General features: G+C 70.8%; 14 protein-coding genes and 4 pseudogenes. 5 read left to right on the forward strand and 13 right to left on the reverse strand.

Annotation, left to right across the window (positions count from 1 at the left end; genetic code table 11):
• Positions 1–63: 63 nt before the first annotated feature.
• Complete coding sequence (locus BJF85_RS16600) at positions 64–2,235, reverse strand: acyl-CoA dehydrogenase (protein ID WP_083666489.1); 2,172 nt, start codon at positions 2,233–2,235, stop codon at positions 64–66.
• A gap of 139 nt (positions 2,236–2,374) precedes the next feature.
• On the opposite strand from BJF85_RS16600, the gene kstR reads away from it, so the two are divergent.
• Positions 2,375–3,019 (forward strand): cholesterol catabolism transcriptional regulator KstR, encoded by a 645-nt coding sequence (kstR, locus tag BJF85_RS16605; RefSeq protein WP_075848811.1) that lies wholly within the window; start codon positions 2,375–2,377, stop codon positions 3,017–3,019.
• Between the two features lie 3 nt (positions 3,020–3,022).
• Here kstR and BJF85_RS16610 read toward each other — a convergent pair.
• The 7 genes and pseudogenes from BJF85_RS16610 to BJF85_RS30310 all read right to left on the reverse strand — a co-directional run bounded on the left by BJF85_RS16610 (position 3,023) and on the right by BJF85_RS30310 (position 13,094).
• Positions 3,023–3,855: pseudogene (locus tag BJF85_RS16610) on the reverse strand (LLM class F420-dependent oxidoreductase).
• A gap of 110 nt (positions 3,856–3,965) precedes the next feature.
• A pseudogene (gene icmF / locus BJF85_RS16615) lies at positions 3,966–7,200 on the reverse strand (fused isobutyryl-CoA mutase/GTPase IcmF).
• Between the two features lie 133 nt (positions 7,201–7,333).
• A complete protein-coding gene (locus tag BJF85_RS16620; RefSeq protein WP_075848813.1) occupies positions 7,334–7,957 on the reverse strand; it encodes an ATP/GTP-binding protein in 624 nt (207 codons plus the stop codon).
• Entirely contained in the window at positions 7,938–8,402 is a 465-nt protein-coding gene (locus tag BJF85_RS16625) for a DUF742 domain-containing protein (protein ID WP_255375694.1), read from the reverse strand. Before BJF85_RS16625 ends, BJF85_RS16620 begins: the two co-directional genes overlap by 20 nt.
• Positions 8,403–8,668: 266 nt before the next feature.
• The gene (locus tag BJF85_RS16630) at positions 8,669–9,121 is read right to left on the reverse strand and encodes a roadblock/LC7 domain-containing protein (RefSeq protein ID WP_030533451.1); all 453 of its coding nucleotides are present in this window, start codon (positions 9,119–9,121) and stop codon (positions 8,669–8,671) included.
• Positions 9,118–10,473, reverse strand: coding sequence for a hypothetical protein (locus tag BJF85_RS30305; RefSeq protein WP_075848815.1), 1,356 nt, complete (start codon positions 10,471–10,473; stop codon positions 9,118–9,120). Before BJF85_RS30305 ends, BJF85_RS16630 begins: the two co-directional genes overlap by 4 nt.
• Positions 10,470–13,094, reverse strand: coding sequence for a nitrate- and nitrite sensing domain-containing protein (locus tag BJF85_RS30310; protein WP_255375695.1), 2,625 nt, complete (start codon positions 13,092–13,094; stop codon positions 10,470–10,472). The genes BJF85_RS30305 and BJF85_RS30310 overlap by 4 nt, the downstream gene beginning before the upstream one ends.
• Before the next feature lie 222 nt (positions 13,095–13,316).
• Here BJF85_RS30310 and BJF85_RS27405 point away from each other — a divergent pair, with 222 nt between their 5' ends.
• From BJF85_RS27405 to BJF85_RS16650, 4 genes and pseudogenes are all read left to right on the forward strand, one after another.
• On the forward strand, positions 13,317–13,562 hold the full coding sequence (locus BJF85_RS27405; protein ID WP_139320674.1) for a hypothetical protein: 246 nt from the start codon (positions 13,317–13,319) through the stop codon (positions 13,560–13,562).
• Between the two features lie 588 nt (positions 13,563–14,150).
• The gene (locus BJF85_RS16645; protein WP_304442317.1) at positions 14,151–15,401 is read left to right on the forward strand and encodes a type III PLP-dependent enzyme; all 1,251 of its coding nucleotides are present in this window, start codon (positions 14,151–14,153) and stop codon (positions 15,399–15,401) included.
• A gap of 25 nt (positions 15,402–15,426) precedes the next feature.
• Positions 15,427–15,750: pseudogene (gene speD, locus BJF85_RS30315) on the forward strand (adenosylmethionine decarboxylase); the annotation flags it as partial.
• An 87-nt stretch (positions 15,751–15,837) separates the two neighbouring features.
• Complete coding sequence (locus BJF85_RS16650; protein ID WP_255375696.1) at positions 15,838–16,695, forward strand: spermidine synthase; 858 nt, start codon at positions 15,838–15,840, stop codon at positions 16,693–16,695.
• On the opposite strand, the gene BJF85_RS16655 is transcribed toward BJF85_RS16650, so the two are convergent.
• From BJF85_RS16655 to BJF85_RS28495, 5 genes and pseudogenes are all read right to left on the reverse strand, one after another.
• A complete protein-coding gene (locus BJF85_RS16655) occupies positions 16,673–17,068 on the reverse strand; it encodes a DUF3817 domain-containing protein (protein ID WP_075848821.1) in 396 nt (131 codons plus the stop codon). The genes BJF85_RS16650 and BJF85_RS16655 overlap by 23 nt on opposite strands.
• Positions 17,069–17,072: 4 nt before the next feature.
• Positions 17,073–17,630 carry a hypothetical protein gene (locus BJF85_RS16660; protein ID WP_075848823.1) on the reverse strand — a complete coding sequence of 186 codons (558 nt, stop codon included), beginning with the start codon at positions 17,628–17,630 and terminating at the stop codon, positions 17,073–17,075.
• An 89-nt stretch (positions 17,631–17,719) separates the two neighbouring features.
• On the reverse strand, positions 17,720–18,538 hold the full coding sequence (locus BJF85_RS16665) for a lytic transglycosylase domain-containing protein (RefSeq protein ID WP_075848845.1): 819 nt from the start codon (positions 18,536–18,538) through the stop codon (positions 17,720–17,722).
• 153 nt (positions 18,539–18,691) lie between these two features.
• Positions 18,692–19,176: pseudogene (locus tag BJF85_RS16670) on the reverse strand (helix-turn-helix transcriptional regulator).
• Positions 19,177–19,514: 338 nt separating this feature from the next.
• Positions 19,515–19,682 (reverse strand): hypothetical protein, encoded by a 168-nt coding sequence (locus BJF85_RS28495; RefSeq protein WP_187346929.1) that lies wholly within the window; start codon positions 19,680–19,682, stop codon positions 19,515–19,517.
• Positions 19,683–19,847: the final 165 nt, after the last annotated feature.

Raw genomic sequence — 19,847 nt, forward strand, 5'->3', positions numbered from 1 at the left:
ACATGTTCTAGTTTGTAGCGGACACGTCCCCGTTGGCAAGGGGATGGCCGGGCCGGTTCGCCGTCAGCTCGCCGCGCGGGGCAGCCCCAGGATCCGCTGGGCCACGACGTTCAACAGGACCTGCGTGGTGCCCCCGGCGATGCTCAGACACCGGGTCAGCAGGAACTCGTGCTGCGCGTCCGCCGCCGCCCCATCGGCGATCACCCCACCGGTGCCCAGCTCGTCCAGCGCGACCTCCGCGACCTCCTGGCGATGCCGGACACCGAGGAGTTTCCGCACGCTCGACTCCGCACCGGGCTGTCCGCCGCCCAGCCGGCGCACCGTGTCGCGCACGCCCAGCACCGACACGGCGGAACCGTCGACCACCAGGCGGCCGAGCCGCTCGGCGTCGATGTCCGGACAGGACCGCAGCAGGCCCTCGACCGCCTCGCCCACCGCCGATCCGCCGCCGATCGCGACCCGCTCGTTGGCCAGGGTCGTGCGCGCCAGCGACCACCCGCCGCCGACCTCGCCCACGACGTCGGCGTCCGGGACGAACACCCCGTCGAGGAACACCTCGTTGAACCGGACCTCACCGGTGATCTCCCGCAGCGGCCGCACGTCGATGCCCTCGGCGCGCATGTCGACGAGGAAGTAGGTGATCCCGCGGTGTTTCGGGGCGTCCGGATCGGTGCGGGCCAGGCAGATCGCCCAGTCGGCCTCCTGTGCCAACGAGGTCCAGACCTTCTGCCCCCGCAGGATCCAGCCCCCGTCGACGGCCTCGGCCGAGGTGCGCAGCGACGCCAGATCCGATCCCGCACCGGGTTCGCTGAACAGCTGACACCACGTGATCTCGCCCCGCAGCGTCGGCGCCGCGAACCGTTCACGCTGCCGGTCGTCGCCGTGCTCGAGGATCGTCGGCAGCGCCCAGGCACCGATGACCAGATCGGGCCGGACCACGCCCGCCCGGTCGAACTCGGCGTCGATCACGAGCTGCTGGGCCGGCGTGGCATCCAACCCGTAGGGCCGCGGCCAATGCGGCACGAGGAAACCCGTGTCGGCCAACCGCTTCCGCACCTGTTCGGGCTCGACGCCGGCGAGCTCGTCGGCGAGCGCCGCCGCGGCGGCGCGCATCCCACCCACGGCCTCGGGGTCGGCGGTGGCTGCGTCGTCGGTGTCGGTATCCATGTCGACCGTCGCGCGGCGGCGGAGCCCGGCGCGGGTCAGCTCCCCCGCCCGCCTGCGCCAGCGCACCCCGCCGCCCAGCAGTTGCCGCAGCGCGACCACCCGCCGCAGGTAGCGGTGTGCGTCGTGTTCCCAGGTGAAGCCGATCCCACCGAGGACCTGGATGCAGTCCTTGGCCACCTCGACGGCGGCGTCCACGCCGCCCGCGGCGGCGACGGTGGCGGCGACGGTCAGCTGCTCGGCGGCATCTCCCCCGTCGTCGCGCCCGTCGTTGGTCCCGTCGGCCGCGCGGGCCGCGTCCCACGCCAGCGCCGCCGCCGTCTCGGCGCGACACAGCATCTCCGCGCACAGATGCTGCACGGCCTGGAACGTGCCGATCGGCGCGCCGAACTGCTCGCGCACGCGCGCGTAGTCGCAGGCCGTGCGCACACACCAGGACGCCACTCCCGAGGCCTCGGCCGCCGCGAGCACGGCGGCCAGTTCGGGGATCTCGGCCGCGGCCAGCACCGCCTCGGCCGGCACGGTCACCGCGTCGAGCTCGACCGTCGTCGCGGGCCGACTCAGGTCGAACGACTCCCCAGCGGTGGGCCGCGCGCGCTCGGCCGCGAGCACGAACCACACCGGCGATCCGGCACGGTCCGCGGCGAGGACCAGCAGGTCGGCGTCGGCGTCGCCGAGCAGCGCCGGCGACGTCCCGGAGACCACGAGGCCGCCGTCGGCGCCTTGTTCGGCCGCGAGGGGTTCGGCCGCGAGCGTGCCGGTCGAGACGGCAACGGCGGCGCGCAGGGTGCCCCCGGCCAGCGCGGGAACATACTCCACCGCCGCGGAATGCTCCGGCGTCCGCGCCAGGGCCAGCGCCGCGAGCGCGGTGCCGACGACACCCGATCCCGCGAGCCTCTCGGCGGCCGCCTCGATACCCGCCGCGAGGTCGACGACGGTGCCGCCTGCGCCGCCCAGTTCGACGGGGACGGCGATGCCGGGCAGTCCGATGCCCGCGATCGCGACCTCGGGTTCGGCCGCGGCGGCCGCACCCGTCACGGCGTCGGCCAGGGCACGCTGTTCGTCTGTCATCGCGATGCTCACGACGCCGATTGTAGAACATGTTTCACTTAACTGGGGGTCACCCGAGCAACGGCGCCAGCGAATCTTCGGTACAGTGGCCAGTTGGAGTGGAACAGGTTCTGCACGTTCGTCACGCAGGAGACAGCCGATGGCAAGCAAGCCCAAGGCGCCGGCCGCCACCAAGTCGGCCGCCCGGAATTCGAGCTCGCTCGGCCCGATGGGCAGCGAGGAACCGGGCACGGCGGCCCAGCGCGACCGGCGCAAGCGCATCCTCGATGCGACCCTGGCGCTGGCAGCGAAGGGCGGCTACGACGCGGTGCAGATGCGCGCCGTCGCCGAACGCGCCGACGTCGCGCTCGGCACCCTGTACCGCTACTTCCCGTCGAAGATCCACCTGTTGGTGTCCGGCCTCGCGCGCGAGTTCGAACGCGCACAGGACAAATTGGACCGGGCCACCATCCCCGGGGACAACGCGACCGAACGGCTGCTCGTGGTCCTCGGCCGCAACACGCGGCTGATGCAGCGCGACCCGCACCTGACCGAGGCGATGGTGCGGGCGTTCATGTTCGCCGACACCACCGCCGCGGCCGAGGTCGAGCAGGTCGGCGCGATGATGGAGAACATGTTCGCGAAGGCCATGGGCATCGACGAACCCACCGACCACGACCGCGACGTCTTCCACGTCATCGCCGACGTGTGGATGGCCAACCTCGTCGCCTGGGTCACCCGCCGCGCCTCCGCCGCCGACGTCGCCAAGCGCCTCGAACTGTCCGTCCACCTCCTCCTCGACTGAGCCTCAGGAGCGGTAGCGCTCGGCGAAGGTCGCCAGGTCGTCGAGCTGGCGGAGGGTGTCGGACTCGGGGCCGTCTCGAGCATGAAGGTCACGTGCTCGACGCCGACCTCGGCCCAGCCCTCGATGGTCCGCTCGTCGGACGGGGCGCCGAAGATCGCCATCGGCAGGTTCGGCCGTCCCTGCTCGGCGAACCACGTCTGTGCGTCGCGGATCTCCTCCGGCTTCGTGTGCGGGCGCGGGAGCCAGCCGTCGCCGAACTCCACCGTCCGGCGCAGCGCCGCCGGGCTCTCCCCGCCCACGTAGATCGGCGGATGCGGCTCACGCGCCGGCTTCGGCCACGCGTACACCGGGTCGAAGTCGACGAAGTTGCCGTGGAACTCGGCCTCGTCCTCGGTCCACAGTGCCCGGATCGCCTGCAACTGCTCGTTGATGAGCTTGCCGCGGGTCGCCGGGTCGGTGCCGTGGTTGCGCATCTCCTCGCGGTTCCAGCCGACTCCGACGCCGAACACGAACCGTCCACCCGACACCAGGTCCAGGCTCGCCGCCTCGATGGCGGTGTGGATCGTGTCGCGCTGCGGCAGCAGGGCCACGCCCGTGCCGACCGTCAGGGTGCTGGTCGTCGATGCCGCCGCGGTCAACGCCACGAACGGGTCCAGGGTGCGGAAGTACTTGCGCGGCAGCTCGCCACCCTCGGGAAGCTGCGACTCCCGGCTCGTCGGGATGTGCGAGTGCTCGGCGAGGAACAACGAGTCCAACCCGCGCTCCTCGAGCGCCACTCCCAGCGGGCCGGGCCTGATGCCCTCGTCGGTCACGAACGTGGAGATACCAAACTTCATGTCCACGCCAACCGACGAGAGCCGCCGCGCATTCCCGCCGCAGGACCCACGTCACCATCCAGGGTGACGCAGGCCCGGCCACGTACCCGGCCGTCGTCCCACCGGGTGCGTCACACGCTTCGCCGGTACTGGCCGCCCACCTCGAAGAACGCGTCGGTGATCTGACCCAGGGAGCACACCCGCGCGGCGTCCATGAGGACGGCGAACACGTTCTCCCCGCGCGCGGCCGCCTCACGCAGCCGCCGCAGCGCCTCCTGGGCCTCGGCGTGGTGCCGGTTGTGGAAGTCCTCGAGCCTGGTCAGCTGCGAGCGCTTCTCCTCCTCGGTGGCCCTGGCGAGTTCGACCTCGGTCTCCTCCTCGTCCCCGTCCGGGTGCCGGAAGGTGTTCACCCCCACGATCGGCAGCTCACCGCTGTGCTTGAGCCGTTCGTAGGTGATCGACTCGTCCTGGATCTTGCCGCGCTGGTACCCGGTCTCCATCGCACCCAACACGCCGCCGCGTTCGGAGATGCGCTCGAACTCGATGAGCACCGCCTCCTCCACGAGGTCGGTCAGCTCGTCGATGATGAACGAGCCCTGCAACGGGTTCTCGTTCTTGGCCAGGCCCCATTCCTTGTTGATGATCATCTGGATGGCCATGGCCCGGCGCACCGAACTCTCGGTCGCGTCGTGATCGCCTCGTCGTAGGCGTTGGTGTGCAACGAGTTCGCGTTGTCGTAGAGCGCGCACAACGCCTGCAGCGTGGTGCGGATGTCGTTGAAGTTCATCTCCTGCGCGTGCAGCGACCGCCCGGAGGTCTGCACGTGGTACTTCAACTTCTGCGACCGCTCCCCCGCACCGTACCGCTCGCGCATGGCCACGGCCCAGATCCGCCGCGCCACGCGGCCCAGCACCGAGTACTCGGCGTCCATGCCGTTGGAGAAGAAGAACGACAGGTTCGGGGCGAACTCGTCGATGTCCATCCCCCTGGCCACATAGGACTCGACGTAGGTGAACCCGTTCGCCAGGGTGAACGCGAGCTGCGAGATCGGGTTCGCCCCGGCCTCGGCGATGTGATAGCCGGAGATCGACACCGAGTAGAAGTTCCGCACCCCGCGTTCGATGAACCACTCCTGGATGTCCGACATCATCCGCAGGCTGAACTCGGTCGAGAAGATGCACGTGTTCTGACCCTGGTCCTCCTTGAGGATGTCGGCCTGCACCGTGCCGCGGACCTGCTGCAGCGCACGCGTCCGGATCTCGCCGGCCTCCTCGGCGCTCGGCTCCCGCCCCTCGGCCTCGCGGAAGGCGTCCAGCTGCTGGTCGATCGCCGTGTTCAGGAAGAACGCCAGAATCGTCGGCGCGGGCCCGTTGATCGTCATCGACACCGACGTCGTCGGCGCCGTCAGGTCGAAGCCGTCGTAGAGGGCCTTCATGTCGTCGAGCGTCGCGATCGACACCCCGGACGTGCCGACCTTGCCGTAGATGTCGGGCCGCGTGTCGGGGTCGAACCCGTAGAGGGTCACCGAGTCGAAGGCGGTGGAGAGCCGCTTGGCCTCCGAATCGGCCGACAGGTACTTGAACCGCCGGTTGGTGCGAAACGCGTCGCCCTCGCCGGCGAACATGCGCGCCGGGTCCTCGCCGTCCCGCTTGAACGGGAACACTCCTGCCGTGTACGGGAAATAGCCGGGCAGGTTCTCGCGCCGCAGGAACGAGACGAGCTCACCGGAATCCTTGTACCGCGGCAGCGCCACACGCGGGATCCGACTGCCGGACAGGGTGTCGTGCCACAGCTCGGTGTGGATCTCCTTGTCCCGCACCGTGAACGACAACCGTTCACCGCGGTAGGCCTCGGACAGCTCCGCCCACCGTTCGAGCAGCGCACCGGTCTTGGCGTCCACATCGGACTCGGCGCCGCGCACGAGTTCGTCGAGCGTGGCCGTGTCCGCCCCGGCCGCCTCCAGTTCGGTCCGCGTCGCGGCGAGGCGGTCGCGCCGGCGCACCGCGTCGGCCTGCCGCTCGGTCTCGGCGTGATAGCTGCGCACCGTCTCGGCGATGTCGGCGAGGTAGCGGGCGCGGTTCTGCGGGATGACCGTGGCGATCTTCGTCGACACCTTGCCCTCGGCCGCGGGCAGCACCCCCGCCGACACCGACAGCCCGCCCGTCGCGAGCAAATCGCGCAGGTGCTGGTACAGCGCGGTCACACCGTCGTCGTTGAACGTCGCGGCGCTCGTGCCGAACACCGGCATGTCGTCGGGGTCGGCGCCGAAGGCCTCGCGGTTGCGCACGAGCTGCCGAGCGACGTCGCGCCGGGCGTCCTCGGCCCCGCGGCGCTCGAACTTGTTGATGGCCACGACGTCGGCGAAGTCGAGCATGTCGATCTTCTCGAGCTGCGAGGCCGCGCCGAACTCCGGCGTCATGACGTACAGCGAGTGGTCGACGTGGTCGACGATGCCCGCGTCACCCTGGCCGATACCGGGGGTCTCGACGATCACGAGGTCGAAGCCGGCCGCCTTGCACGCCAGCACGGCCTCGTCGAGTCCGTGCGGGATCTCCCCGCTGGTGGTGCGGGTGGCCAGCGAGCGGAAGAACACCTGGTCGCCGGTGAGGCTGTTCATCCGGATCCGGTCCCCGAGCAAGGCACCGCCGCCGCGCCGGCGGGTGGGGTCGACCGCAAGGACCGCGATCCGCAGCTTGTCCTCCTGGTCACCGCGGAAGCGCCGGACGAGTTCGTCGGTCAGCGACGACTTGCCCGATCCGCCCGTGCCCGTGATGCCCAGCACCGGCACCGTCCTGGACTGCGCAGCCTCCTCGATGCCGGCCCGCCACTCCGGCTGCAGCACGCCCTGCTGCAGCCGCGTGACCGTCCGGGCCAGCGTGCGCGCATCACCGGCGAGCAGGGCCTCGAGCTCGCCCGCCGCGGTCGCGGCGAGGTCGACGTCGCACTCCCGGACCATATGGTTGATCATGCCGGGCAGGCCCAGCTCGAGCCCGTCCTCCGGCGAGAAGACCCGCGCCACCCCACGCGAGTGCAGCAGCTCGATCTCGTCGGGCACGATGACGCCGCCGCCACCGCCGAACACCTTCACGTGGCCCGCGCCGCGTTCGGCGAGCAGCTCCACGAGGTAGGTGAAGTACTCGACGTGCCCACCCTGGTAGGCACTGATCGCCACGCCCTGGACGTCCTCGGCGATGGCCGCGGTGACGACCTCGTCGACGGAGCGGTTGTGCCCGAGGTGGATCACCTCGCGCCCTGCGACTGCAGGATGCGCCGCATGATGTTGATGGCGGCGTCGTGCCCGTCGAACAGGCTCGCGGCGGTGACGAACCGGACGGGGTGCACAGGCTGGTGCAACTCGGTGGTCATGGATCCAAAATACTTGGACTTCCTACTATTTCCAAGACGCGCCGCACCCGCTGCCGGCGACGTGTCCCGTGACGGCCGTCTCTCCCGGCAGCGCGGTGACCTCCTCCCGCGCTGCCGGCCCGGCCGTCGCGGGTCAGCCGACCGGCTTGGGCGTGTTCACACCCCGGACCGCGAGCCACTGCTGCATGGCGTACTCGACCATGGTGATCAGCGTCCGCTTCGTCGACTCGCGTTCGCGCGCGTCGCACCGCACCAGCGGGATGCTCGGATCGATCGACAGCGCTTCCCGCACGTCGTTCAGGTCGTGCTGCAGCACCCCGTCGAACGTGTTGACGCCGACGATGTACGGCAGACCCCGGTCCTCGAAGAAGTCGATGGGGGCGAACGAGTCCGCGAGCCGACGGGTGTCGGCCAGCACGACCGCACCGATCGCTCCGCGGACGAGGTCGTCCCACATGAACCAGAACCGCTCCTGACCGGGGGTGCCGAACAGGTAGAGGATCAGGTCCTCGTCCAGCGAGACCCGGCCGAAGTCCATCGCCACCGTGGTGGTCGACTTGTTCGGGGTCGCTGCGAGGTCGTCGATGCCGGTACTCGCGTCCGTCATCATCGCCTCGGTCGTCAGCGGCACAATCTCGGACACCGAGCCGACGAATGTTGTCTTGCCCGCACCGAAGCCGCCGGCCACGACGATCTTCGCCGAGGTCATCGTCTTCGGCGCGGCCTGACGCGGTGCCTTAAAGCCGACGGAGTCCACTCAACACCCTTTCCATCAACATGAAATGCGCTTCGGCGTTCTCGCTGCCCGATGCGGTCCTGTGCACGGTCACCAAGCCCGTGTCCGCCGCATCGCTGATCAGCACTCGCGCCACTCCGAGCGGCACCTGAAGTACCGCAGCGATCTCGGCCACCGAACGTGGAGCACGGCATTCTCCCATGATGACCTGATGCTCGACCTGGTCGGGCACCGGCAGCACCGCGGCATCGCGGGTGGAGATCAACGTTTCCAGTTCCAGCGGATAGTTGGATTTCGTCCGGCCGCCGGTGATGGCGTAAGGACGGACGAAACCGGTTTCCTCTGCCGGGAACGGCGGCTCCGCCACCGGTTCGACGGGGATAGCTTCGGCCGACACGAACTGCTCCTCTCCGGTCGTAGACCGGTTGTGGTCGTCCTCACCCGGCCACACCACATCGGTGGGCACGGGCTCGGCGGACGACGGTCCTCCCCGACTGTCCTCAGCGTTGTTCTCGGCTGCGGCGCCGACGGTGGTGTCGGTGCTCGCGGTGGCCGCGCTGGTGTCGGCACCGCCCGCTTCGGCGGTGCCGGTGTCGCCGGGTTCGTCCCTGCGTCCCCCTCGTTTCCGACGACGACGCAATCCGGACGTGAGCGCGAAGCCGTCGAGCACGTCAGCGACTGCGCGCTCGTGCTCCTCGCCCCCGGTTCCGGAGTCAGTACTCATCGACTGGGTCATCCCACCGATCCGCCGACCAGCGGCCCACCCGCACCCTGCAGCTGCGCACGCAGCTCGGGGGTGAGGATCTGCCCGACCCGGTCGACGAGGAGCGTCATCTCGTACGCCACCTGTCCGATGTCGCAGTTCGGCGCGGCCAGCACGGCCAGGCACGAACCGTCGCTGATGGACATCAGCACCATGATGCCGAGCTCCATCTCGACGACCGTCTCGTTCACGGCGCCTGCCTCGAAGCATCGGGCAGCGCCTTGCGTCAGGCTGATGAGGCCGGATGCGACCGCCGCGAGCTGGTCGGCACGGTCGAGCGGCAGTCGGTTCGACGCGGTGAGCAACAGCCCATCCGCCGACACGACGACCGCGTGCGCGACACCCGGCACTCGCTCGGCGAAGTCGTTCACCAGCCATCCGAACTGGTTCTGTTGGGGCTGAGCCCGGTCCGGCGCGGTCATTCACCCTCCACTTTCTGTTCACTGCTGTCGCTCGCCTGAGCGGTCCGATGCCGACCTCGGGGAATTCCCTGCTGGAAACTGCTGAGCCTGCCCTGCACGTCGGCAGGGTCACGCTCTCGCCGCGGCCGGCTTCCAGCCGGGCCCGTCGACGTCGCACTGCCCGGCATCAACTGCTGGCCACGCTGGCGGCGTGGCAATCCGGCCGGGGTGTAACCGGACGGCGTCGCATCGGACGCCGCCTGCACCGTTCGCCACCGCTCGTCGGAGGCGAACGTCCAACTCTCCGAGCCGTCCGAGGATTCCGGCGAGTCCGCGGTGTCCACCGAGGCTGATGTCTCGGATATCCCGGCTGTCCCGGCTGTCTCGGCTGTGGCGGCTGTCGCACTTGCCTCGGCGGAGTCCTCCGACTCCGAGGTGTCCACCGTCTCGGTGGTCTCGGTGGTCTCGGTGGTCTTCGCCTCGTCGTCGGCCTTGGTAGCCGTCGATTCGGCCGCCGTGACCTTGGTCGACTCCGAGGCATCCACGGCCTCCGTCGACTCGGTGGACTCCGCCGAGTCCGTCGAGTCCGTCGAGTCCGCCGAGTCCGCCGAGTCCACTGCCTGCGGCTCGGGCTTGCGGCGACGGTTGCGCTGGCGCTGCGGGAGGCCCGCTGCCGTCGTCGGTGTGTCGGCCTTCGCCGTGGCTCCGGGCTTCGGCGCGGTCTCGGGCTTCGGGGTCGCGTCGGGCGTCGCCGTCCCGGGCTTTGCCGAGGTGTCGGACCTCGGAGTGGCCTCCGACGTCGTGGCCGCGTCGGCCGTCGTCGCGCTGTCGGCCGTGGCAGGCTGCCCGGTCTGCCCGGTCGTGTCCTCGGGCTCCGGCTTGCGCCGCCGACCTCGGCTGACTCCCTGCTGGAAGCTGCTGAGGCGGCTGCGCACGTCGGATGGGTCGCGCTGCGGCTGCGGCGCGGGCTCGGGCCGCGGGTGGGCGACCCCGTTCACGCCGTGGGCGGCGCGACCGCCCTGACCGGTCTCGTTCGCGCTGCCCGGCATCAGCTTCTTGCCGCGCTGACGCCGCGGCAGTCCGGCGGCGGTCTGCTCCTGCGGTTCGGCCTTGGCCGCGTCGTCCGCGTTCTGGCGGGTGCGGTCGGCCCCGCCCCAGCCCGGGTCGGACGCCGGGTCGCTCTCGCTGCGGAACCACGCCGACAACGTGTCGTTGAAGATCGGCGTGCCCGCCCCGGACGTCGACGAGCTCGAGGTGGCCGCGGTGTCGTCACCGGCGGCCTCGCTCGCCTGCTTCGCGCTCTCCGAGGTCTTGGCGTTCCACCAGTCGGTGACCTCGCTGTTGGGCGCCGCGAACAGGGCACTGCCGCTCATGTCGCCGCCGGTACCCGCCGGGTCCGCCGCGCCGGCGCGGCGGCTGCCTCTCCGGCCGCTCCGGTCGGTCCACCGTCCCGACCGGCGTCGGTGCTCGCCGAGCCGCCACGCGGCTTCCGGCTCGCACCGGGCCGCCGCTGCGGCAGGCCCGAGGGCTTGGTGCCGGCCTCGTCCCCCGGTTCGGCGGACTCGGACTCGTCGGCGGGTCCACCCTGTTGCGGGATGGCCAGGCCACCGGTCCGGTCCGGGCCGCTGTCGTTCGACGAGGTCCCTGCCGGTGCCGTGCCGTTCGGACCGGTCCCGTTCTGGGCGGTGCCGTTCTGGCTCGTCCCGTTGGCGGCCGTGCCGTTCTGGGCGGTGCCGTTCTGGGCCGTGCCGTTCGACGATCCGCCGCCCTGGTCGTCCGTGCTGATCGGACTGAACAGGGCCGTGCCGGACACCTCGTTCTCCGACGGCGCGTCCCCGCCCTGCGTCAATGGCGCGAAGGCGGTCGGGACGGACGCGCCGTGGCTGCCCCGCTGCGGCAGACCGCTGCGGGTGGTGCCCACCGTGGTCGATCCGGCCGGCCCTGCGGTGCCCGGAGTCGGCGCCGCGGGCGTCGTCGGGCCCGCCGCCTGCAGCGCCTGGGTCGGCATGAGCTCGGTGGGTGCGCTGTGGTCGACCGTGACGACCTCGGACGGCACCTGCACGACCGCGGTGACGCCCGCGGTGCCGCCAGCGCCCTGGATGCCCTGCCCGCCCTGCAGCTCCACCTGGAAGCCGTGCCGGCCGGCGAGGCGGCCGACCACGAACAGGCCCATGCGCCGCGAGGTGGCGATGTCGATCTGGCCCACGTCGGTGAGCCGGCCGTTGGCCTCCTCGAGCTCGGCCTCGTTCATGCCGATGCCGCGGTCGACGATCTCGACCCGGAGCTTGCCGTCCTCGGCGAGGCTGCTCGACACCGTCACGCGCGTTTCGGGTGCGGAAAACGCGGTGGCGTTGTCGAGCAGCTCGGCGACCAGGCGAACCAGGTCGCCCGCCGCGTACCCGACGATGCGGGCCTGCGGCGGCGTGTTCACCGCGACGCGCTGGTACTGCTCGATCTCCGAGACGGCGGCGCGCAGCACGTCGGTGACGCTCACCGGCCGGCCCGAACGCCGGCTCGGCTCGTCCCCGGAGAGCACCATCAGGTTCTCGTTGTTGCGGCGCATCCGGGTCGCGAGGTGGTCGAGCTGGAACAGCGTGGCCAGCTGGTCGGCGTCCTCCTCGTCCCGTTCGAGCCGCTCGATGAGCTGCAGCTGGCGCTGCACGAGGCTCTGACTGCGGCGGGAGAGGTTCACGAACACGCCCGCGTAGCCGGCCCGCATGCCCGCCTGCTCGACCGCGAGCCGCAGCGCCTGACTGTGCACGGCGTCGAAGGCGCGGGCGACCTGGCCGATCTCGTCGTCGGTCGAGACGGGCACCGGCCGGACCACGGGGTTCTGCGCCTGGCCGTCCTGGATGGACTGCACGGCCTCGGGCAGCGCGCGGTCCGCGACGTCGAGCGCCGAGGTCCGCAGCACGTTCAGCGAGCGCAGCAGATGGCGGGTGATCACGAAGATCACCACGCCCGCCAGCGCGAGCGCCAGCACGAACAGCACGGCCAGCCACACGATGCCCGCGTGGGCACCGCCGGCACGGTCGTCGGCGGTCGCGGTGATCTCACCGCCGAGCTGCGAACCGTACTCGCCCATCGACGTGAAGACGGCGTTCGAGGATTCCTGCCACTCCGGGCCGGCCACGTCGCCGAAGGCGGCGGTGGCGTCCTGCCCGGCCAGCAGACCGCGCATCATCCGCTCGCGGTTGTCGAAGGCCTCGCCGCGGACGGCCTCGTTGAAGGAGTTGCGCTGGGCCACGGTCGCGGCGGTGCCGAACTCGGCGAGCCGGTCCTCCAGGCGCACCCCCGAGGTCCGCAGCTGGTCGAACTCGCTCGGAGCCAGCCCGCCGCGGTCGATGCCGTAGGACACGAGCGCCTGCTGGACCGACACCTCCTCGCGGGCCACGAGCACGTCGTGCAGCGCGGTCGGCGTGCCGCCGATGGCGTCGTCGCCCATGCCGGACACGGCCGCGACGTCGGTGGTGAGCACGGCCGAGGTGATGACCGAGTAGGACGAGATGGCCTCGATCGCGCCCAACTGGCCGGTCGCGATGCGCTCGCGCAGCGACGCGAGTCGGTCGAGCTGCTCGTTGAGCTGCTGGCGCGGTTCGGCCAGCGCCGGCAGGTCGGCCGAGGCGGTCCCCAGCGCGATCTGCACGGGGCCGACGGCGTCGTCCACCTCGCCGCGCACCGCGTCGAGGTCGTCGGTGTCGGTACCGGTGCCACTGGTCAGGGCGGCCGCGGTCTCGGTGCGCTCGCGCTGCAGGGCGTCGAGCAGCGTGGTCGAGGCGGCGTTCAGCTGCGCCAGGTCGGCGACCTGGTCGTAGCGCTCGGCGCGGTCGAGCTGCGTGCTGAGCGTCAGCCCGCCCAGCACCAGCGCGATCACGATGGGAATCAGCGTGACGGCTCCGAGCTTGGCGGGCAGTTTCCAGTCCCGCCAGCGCGCCAGAGCCTTCCACGGGGACGGCTTCGGGGCGTCCTCACCGAGGAGTTGCCCCACAGGCACTCGGCCTTCTCCTGCAACGGTCACGTACGTGACTCCCTCTCAGGCTCGCTCACGGCACGACGGCAGGGTCTACCGGCACAGCCGGCCGGAGCGGGCACCGTCGTTCACGTCAGCCCCGGCTCGCGCCCTCCCCCAAGGACGCCCCCGACACGGATGTCCGTGTCGGGCTACGGCCGCAAACCGCGCGCTGCGATCTGCACTTTGAGGTGGCAGATCCCGTACGTGGCTTTCGATTCGCTTGCCGGGGCGCCAGAAATCGTACAGCCAAACGGGTTGTCACCAAATGATCTCGATATCGACTGGATGACCAGCACAAATGACCATTCACCCGACCCGGCGGCGCCACGAACCGGCAGGAAGGTGGTTCCGGACCGTTTTTTGGTCACCGAATTCGCACTGTTCCCACCGTCAAGCTTCACCCACATGGCGCAAACAGGGGTTGCCCATCACCCGAACGGCGGCACGTGATCCACCCGGTAGCCACGGTTCGCAGTCAAAGAGTCCACGATCTAGTAGCGTTACCGATCTGCGACCTTCACGGCGCACTGCCCCGACTCGGTGGCGCTGCGTGGCCGACCCCCACCCGACCTCGTGATCACGCACACCGTGACGCCCGGCTCAGCACGGAGACAGGCGGCCTCGTCGCCCGGTAACGACCGCCGGCGGTTGCTACGGTCCGCAACATCGCCGGACCTGCCATGTCGCGCCGTCACCCGGTTCAGTGGCTCACCGTGGTCGAAACCCAGCGGATTGCTCCGTTGCGTGACAAAAATAGATCACCGGATGCAACGGAGATGTGCTGGCAATCCACCAACAGTCTGCATTGTCGAACAATGTTGTCGACGGCCGTTCAATGGACCCACTCAACCGGCGATGAATAACGCACCGAGAACGTTCCGCAGATGCCGGCAGCCCGTTTTTCGCCAATCCCGCCACAAATCCACTCAGAGCATCCACCCGGGAACCATTGTCACCCGAAGAGGTGTCTCAAGTTGCATGTCACATCCGGCAGGACCGCGCTGGGTGCCGGCGCACCGGCACTGAGATCCTCGGACCGTGACCACCCCCACGTCCGCGTCCGTCCCCGCGCCGGTAACGCCCCGGGCCGTGCACCGCTTCCTCACCGAGCACGACCCGCCCACGCCGTGCCTCGTGGTGGACATCGCCACGGTCGTCGACCGCTACCGCGGCCTTGCCGCCGCGTTCCCGGACACCCGCGTCCAGTACGCCGTCAAGGCCAACCCCGAGCCCGCCGTCCTGCGGGCGCTCGCGCGCGAGGGTGCGTGGTTCGACGTGGCGAGCCCCGTCGAGATCGACCTCTGCCTCGACGCCGGCGCCGACGGCGCGCGGCTGTCCTACGGCAACACCGTGAAGAAGCCGGCCGACATCGCCCACGCCCACTCGGCCGGCGTGGCCGAGTACACGTGCGAGGCCGACAGCGACCTCGACAACATCGCGGCTCACGCCCCCGGCGCACAGGTGTCGGCGCGACTGCTCACCGACGCGCCCGCCTCGGTGACCCCCTTCGGCCGCAAGTTCGGCTGCGCACCGACGCAGGCGGCACGCCTGCTGGTGCGGGCGGCCGAGCTCGGCCTCGATCCGGTGGGGGTCAGCGTCCACGTCGGCTCGCAGCAGCTCGACCTCACGGCGTGGGATCCGGCCGTCGCCGCCGCGGCCGAGGTGTTCGCGGCGACGGCGGTGCGGGGTCTGCGGCTGCGCCGGATCAACGTCGGTGGCGGCCTCGGCACGTCCTATCGCGACGCGGCGCCGACCCCGGCGGACTACGCCCGCGCGATCCGCGCCGCCGTCGACCACCACTTCCCCACCGGCGCCCCCGAGCTCGTCGTCGAACCCGGTCGCGCGGTCGTCGCCGAGGCCGGGGTGATCCGGGCCGAGGTCGTGCTCGTGACGCGGAAGGCCCCCGACGACGAACACCGCTGGGTCTACCTCGACATAGGCCGCTACAACGGACTCGCCGAGACCGAGAACGAGGCCATCGCCTACCACCTCGAACCCGTCCCCCGCGACGGAGACCACAGTGGCGCCCGCACCGACGACGCGAACGGGCCGGTGATCATCGCCGGGCCGACGTGCGACGGTGACGACGTGCTCTACCTCCACACGCCGTACCGGCTGCCCGAGTCGTTGCGGGCCGGCGACCGGGTCGACATCCTCGCCACCGGGGCCTACACCGCGAGCTACTCGTCGGTGGCGTTCAACGGCATCCCTCCCCTGCCCGTCCACTGCATCAACGGGCACGACATCGACGGGCAGAGCGACGAAGGGGGTGCCACCCGTGGCGACTGACCGCACCGGTAGCGGCGTGATCGGTGTGTTCTCAGGCACGCACGTCCTGGCCGAGCACCGCGGGGTCGACCCCGCGGTGCTCGACGACGAGGCCTTCCTCCGCGACACGCTGGCCGATGTGCTCACCCGCGCGGGCGCGACCGTGCGGGAGGTGATCGCGCACCGGTTCGAACCACAGGGCGTCACGGTGCTGGCGATGCTGGCCGAGTCACACGCCTCGGTGCACACCTATCCGGAGATCGGCGCCGCGTTCGTCGACGTCTTCACGTGCGGGGACCAGGCCGATCCCGCACGCGCCGTGGAGCTGCTGGGCGCGGCGCTGGGCGGCGCGCCACCGGTCGTCACGTCCGTCCGGCGTGGCCGGCCGCCGGAAGGCACCGCGCAGGAGAAGAACGACACCGCTCGCCGCATCGTCACCGAACCGCTGTCGGACGGTATGGCCCGCGTGTGGCAGGTCGACGACGTGGTCGTGGACCGCAGGACCGAGTTCCAGCATGTGCTCATCGGCCGCACCGCGCACGGCACGACCCTGTTCTGCGACGACGAACGCCAAAGCAGCGAGGCCACCCAGCTCGTCTACCACGAGGCGCTGACGGTGCCGCCGTTGTTGCTCGCCGACCGGGTGGACCGCGTGTTGATCATCGGGTCGAGCGAGGGCGTCGCCAGTGACATGGCCGTCCGGCACGGCGCCTCGGTCGTCGACCACGTCGACATCGATGCCGAGGCGGTGCGGCTGTGCGCGGAGTACCTGCCGTACGGCTACACGCGTGAGGAACTGCGCACGGCCGAGGCGCACGGGGGCACCGTGCGCGTGCACTACCGCGACGGGTGGGACTTCCTCGCCGAGGCGTGGGAGCAGGGCGTGCGCTACGACGTCGTGTTGATCGATCTGCCCGACGAGAGCGCCGACCCACAGGCCCAGCACAACCGGTTGTACGAGGCCGATTTCCTGCGCCGCTGCTCCGAGGTGCTCACCCCGGGCGGCGTCGTGACGTGCCAGGGCGGCTGTCCGACGATGTGGCGCAACGACACGCTGGTCGCGGCGTGGCGGCGGTTCACGCAGCTGTTCGGCACGGCCGTGTACCACGGCTCGGACGAGCACGAGTGGGCGTTCCTGTCCGGCCGCCGCGAACCGCTCGAGGACCCGCAGGCCGCCATGACCGCACGGTTGCGGGCGATCGCCGACACCGGCCGGGGCTACCGACCGGTGTCGATCGACGCGGAGACGTTGCGGGCCGCGGCCGTGCCGCCGCACGCGGTCCGCGCGGCGGTCAGACCTTCCGGCCGTCGATGACGCGCTGGGTGACCTTGCGCTCGACCCAGAACGACAGGAACGGCACGCAGCCGGCGAGCAGGACGCCGACGGTGCCCTTCACCGACCAGCGGGCCTTGAGCGCCAGGTCGACGGCGAGCACCAGGTAGAACATGTAGACCACGCCGTGGATCGGCGAGTACACGGCCGACGGTGCGGCGTTGCCGAAGCCGTAGCGGATGACCATCACGACGAGCATGCCCAGCAGGCCGACGCCGGTCGCGAAGGCGGCGATGCGGAACCGCTTCAGCGGTCCGCGCAGCCCTTCGGGGGCCTGGCCGGTCGTGGTCGTGGTCGCGGTCGTGGCGGCCCCGCCCTCGCCCGTGTTGTCGGCGTCGCGGTCGGTCGTCACCATGTCGTCACTTCACCTCTTGGTCACGTGCGTACAGATCGGCAAGATAGCGGTTGTATTCGGCGAGTTGGGTGTCGCCGGCGTCCGGTTCGCCCGTCCCGGTCTCCCCCGGCGTGGCCGTGTGAGTGGCGCCGCTGCGCGGTCCGAACGGGTTGCCCGTCGACCGTCGCACCGGCGCGGGTTCGCGCGGCGCCGGCGCACTCGTCGCCTGCTCGGCGAGCGCCGGCCCCGGGCGCTCGGGTTCCCCACGCCCGGCGGTCACCGGCTGAGATGCCGTCTCCTCCGGTGCCGTCTCGGTGGCCGTCATGTCCGCGGATGCCGTGTCGTCGGAGGTACCGTCCTCGGCCGGGCGGCGCCGGCTGAGGACGTGCCATCGCCACACCATGAAAAGCGGGAACAGTCCGAACAGCGGCCACTGCAACACGTAGCCCAGGTTCTGGTAGCTGCCCGCGGCGGACGAGAAGCGGTCCCACTGCCACCACGCGAGGCCGAGACACACCGCCATCGCCGCGACGCACAGCACTCCGATGCCCACGGCGCGTGCGGTGATGGAACGGGGATTCACCCTCCCGACGCTAGCAGGCGACCGGGTGTGACTCGGACTTCAGCCCTGGCCGCGACGCGCCCCCTCGAGCCGCGATGGCGGACGGGGTGTCAGTCGCGGGTGCCGGCGGCCTGCGCGGCGTAGGTGTCGGCAAGACCGAACACCTTCTGGGCGTACTCGACGGAGTTGTTGTAGGACATGATGCCGGCCCACCAACCGTCGGGGCTGGCCATGTCGCGGCCGCCGACGCACAGGTAGCGGGCGGCGGTGAGGGCGGCGTCGTCGATCTGCTGCGGGTCGGCGTTGCCGTCGCCGTTGCCGTCGCTGGCGTAGCGCATCCAGGTGCTGGGGATGAACTGCATCGGGCCGACGGCGCGGTCGTGGTGCGGATCACCGTCGAGGCGGCCGCCGTCGGTGTCGGTGATGGTGCGGACGCCGGGAGCACCGTTGAGGGGTACGCCGATGATCGGGATGGAGGGCCGGCCGTCCTCGCCGAGTGTCGCGCCGCCGTAGCGGCCGTGGTCGGATTCGACCCGTCCGATGCCGGCCAGGGTCGCCCAGGAGACCTGGCATCCGGGTTGGTGCTCGCGCAGGGCCAGTTCGGCGTGCCCGTAGGCGCTCAGCGCGCGGGCGGGGATGCCGGTGGCCGCGGCCGTCGCGGCGGCCCACTCGTCGAGGGAATCCGGTCCCTCCTGCTCCGGCTGCTGGCGCGGAGCCCCGGCGCCGGTGCTCGCGCCGTCATTGGGAACGTCGGGGGCGCCGGCCTCGTTGGTCGGTGCGGCCGATCCCGGTGCGACGCTCGCGGGTTCGACGTCCATCGCGGGAACGTCGGTCGTCGTGGGACTGGCCTCCGGGGTCGCGGCCCTGGCCACGAACCACACGCTGCCGGCACCCACCGCCACGACCAACACCACGACCATCAACCGCATGGCCACCGGGCCGACGGGTCCGAGGACCCTCAGAGCCTCCCGTGCGCGCACCGCCTGCCCCTCCGTGTACCGGCCTTACCGGTAAGAACAACGAACGGGCTCACCGTAACGTTACGGACCGGAAGCGAACGCGCCCGGCGCGCCGGGCGGATCTCAGCTGGCGGCGTCGCGGCGCTGACGCGCGAGCCGCGCGACACACCACGCGGGCGCGCTGCCGCGCCGGAGGTGCTCCAGCACGGTGAGCGGGCCCAGCCACTTGGCCAGGTCGTCCGGCGTGAGACCGGCGGCACGGTAGTCGAGCGCGCGCTGGTCGAGGGGGCTGATCCCGGCGTCCCACCAGGCCTCGGCCTCCCGCACGTCGCCGATCATCTGCCACCAACCTGCGGCGGCGACGAGCAGCTCGTCGGGGCGTCCGGCAGACGCTGACGCATCGCGTCCAGGTAGGTCGTGTCTGCGGTCTCGAGCGCGGCCCACGCGCCCGCACCGGTCGCTCCGCGCTGCCCGGGAATGCCCGGTGCCGCCTGGGGTGCCTCGGCGAGCCAGGACGAGGCGATCTCTCTGGCCTCGACCTCCTCGGCGCTCTGCTCGCGTTCCGAGGTCCACTGCTGGATGACCGCGTCCACGCCGGGATCCTGCATCCCTGCCTCCTTCTGCAACGCACTGGGAGTCGCTGGCGGAAAGACTTGTCGAGCTGTTCGGGCCGGCCGACGAACGTGCCGCCGCATCGGCTCGATCACGCAATGTGAGCACCGTAGGAGAGCCACTCGGCTCCGCGCCAGACCCTCTCGGCGACGGATTCGTTGACCTGCGCTTTAAGCCCCGGAATCCACCCATATGGTCCAGTCAATGGGGTTGAAACGGGCGGAACACACGCTCAGTGATCACTACAAAGTAGGGAACGCGACGTTTCCCCGGAGTCGCCTTTTCGACTCCGGGGAACCCGATCTTCTACTACGTGGACACGACGGCGTAACCGTCAGGAAAACAAACTCTGGACGAACGTCACGATCGCTTCGGCACCTTCTCGGAGCCAGCTCAGCGCGGTCTGCACGGCGTCGGCGGACTCGGTCGGCCTGGTGATCAACAGGAAGAGGACGAGAGCGACGACACCGAAGATGAGGATTTTCTTCAGTCCCGGTGACATGGCTCCACCCCATTCTTTTCGTCGGACGTACCCGAGTGTTCGGACCCCGGTCCGCCACAGGGACCGGTGCATGGTGCCCGTGTCGTACCAACCCTGTCCGCCCCGTGCCCGGGACGCCTCAGGGCCCATTCAACAGCAACGTCGACATCCGAGGGGCGAGCATAC

This window comes from Saccharomonospora sp. CUA-673, from assembly GCF_001942305.1.
Lineage (GTDB): Bacteria > Actinomycetota > Actinomycetes > Mycobacteriales > Pseudonocardiaceae > Prauserella.

Excerpts from the sequence above, each read along its gene's own strand:
- BJF85_RS16600 (WP_083666489.1), bottom strand. The coding sequence starts at position 2,235 with ATGACAGACGAACAGCGTGCCCTGGCCGACGCCGTGACGGGTGCGGCC.
- kstR (WP_075848811.1), top strand. The coding sequence starts at position 2,375 with ATGGCAAGCAAGCCCAAGGCGCCGGCCGCCACCAAGTCGGCCGCCCGG.
- BJF85_RS16630 (WP_030533451.1), bottom strand. The coding sequence starts at position 9,121 with ATGACCGCGCCGGACCGGGCTCAGCCCCAACAGAACCAGTTCGGATGG.
- BJF85_RS30305 (WP_075848815.1), bottom strand. The coding sequence starts at position 10,473 with ATGAGCGGCAGTGCCCTGTTCGCGGCGCCCAACAGCGAGGTCACCGAC.
- BJF85_RS16650 (WP_255375696.1), top strand. The coding sequence starts at position 15,838 with ATGGCCCGCGTGTGGCAGGTCGACGACGTGGTCGTGGACCGCAGGACC.
- BJF85_RS16655 (WP_075848821.1), bottom strand. The coding sequence starts at position 17,068 with ATGGTGACGACCGACCGCGACGCCGACAACACGGGCGAGGGCGGGGCC.
- BJF85_RS16665 (WP_075848845.1), bottom strand. The coding sequence starts at position 18,538 with ATGCGGTTGATGGTCGTGGTGTTGGTCGTGGCGGTGGGTGCCGGCAGC.
- BJF85_RS28495 (WP_187346929.1), bottom strand. The coding sequence starts at position 19,682 with ATGTCACCGGGACTGAAGAAAATCCTCATCTTCGGTGTCGTCGCTCTC.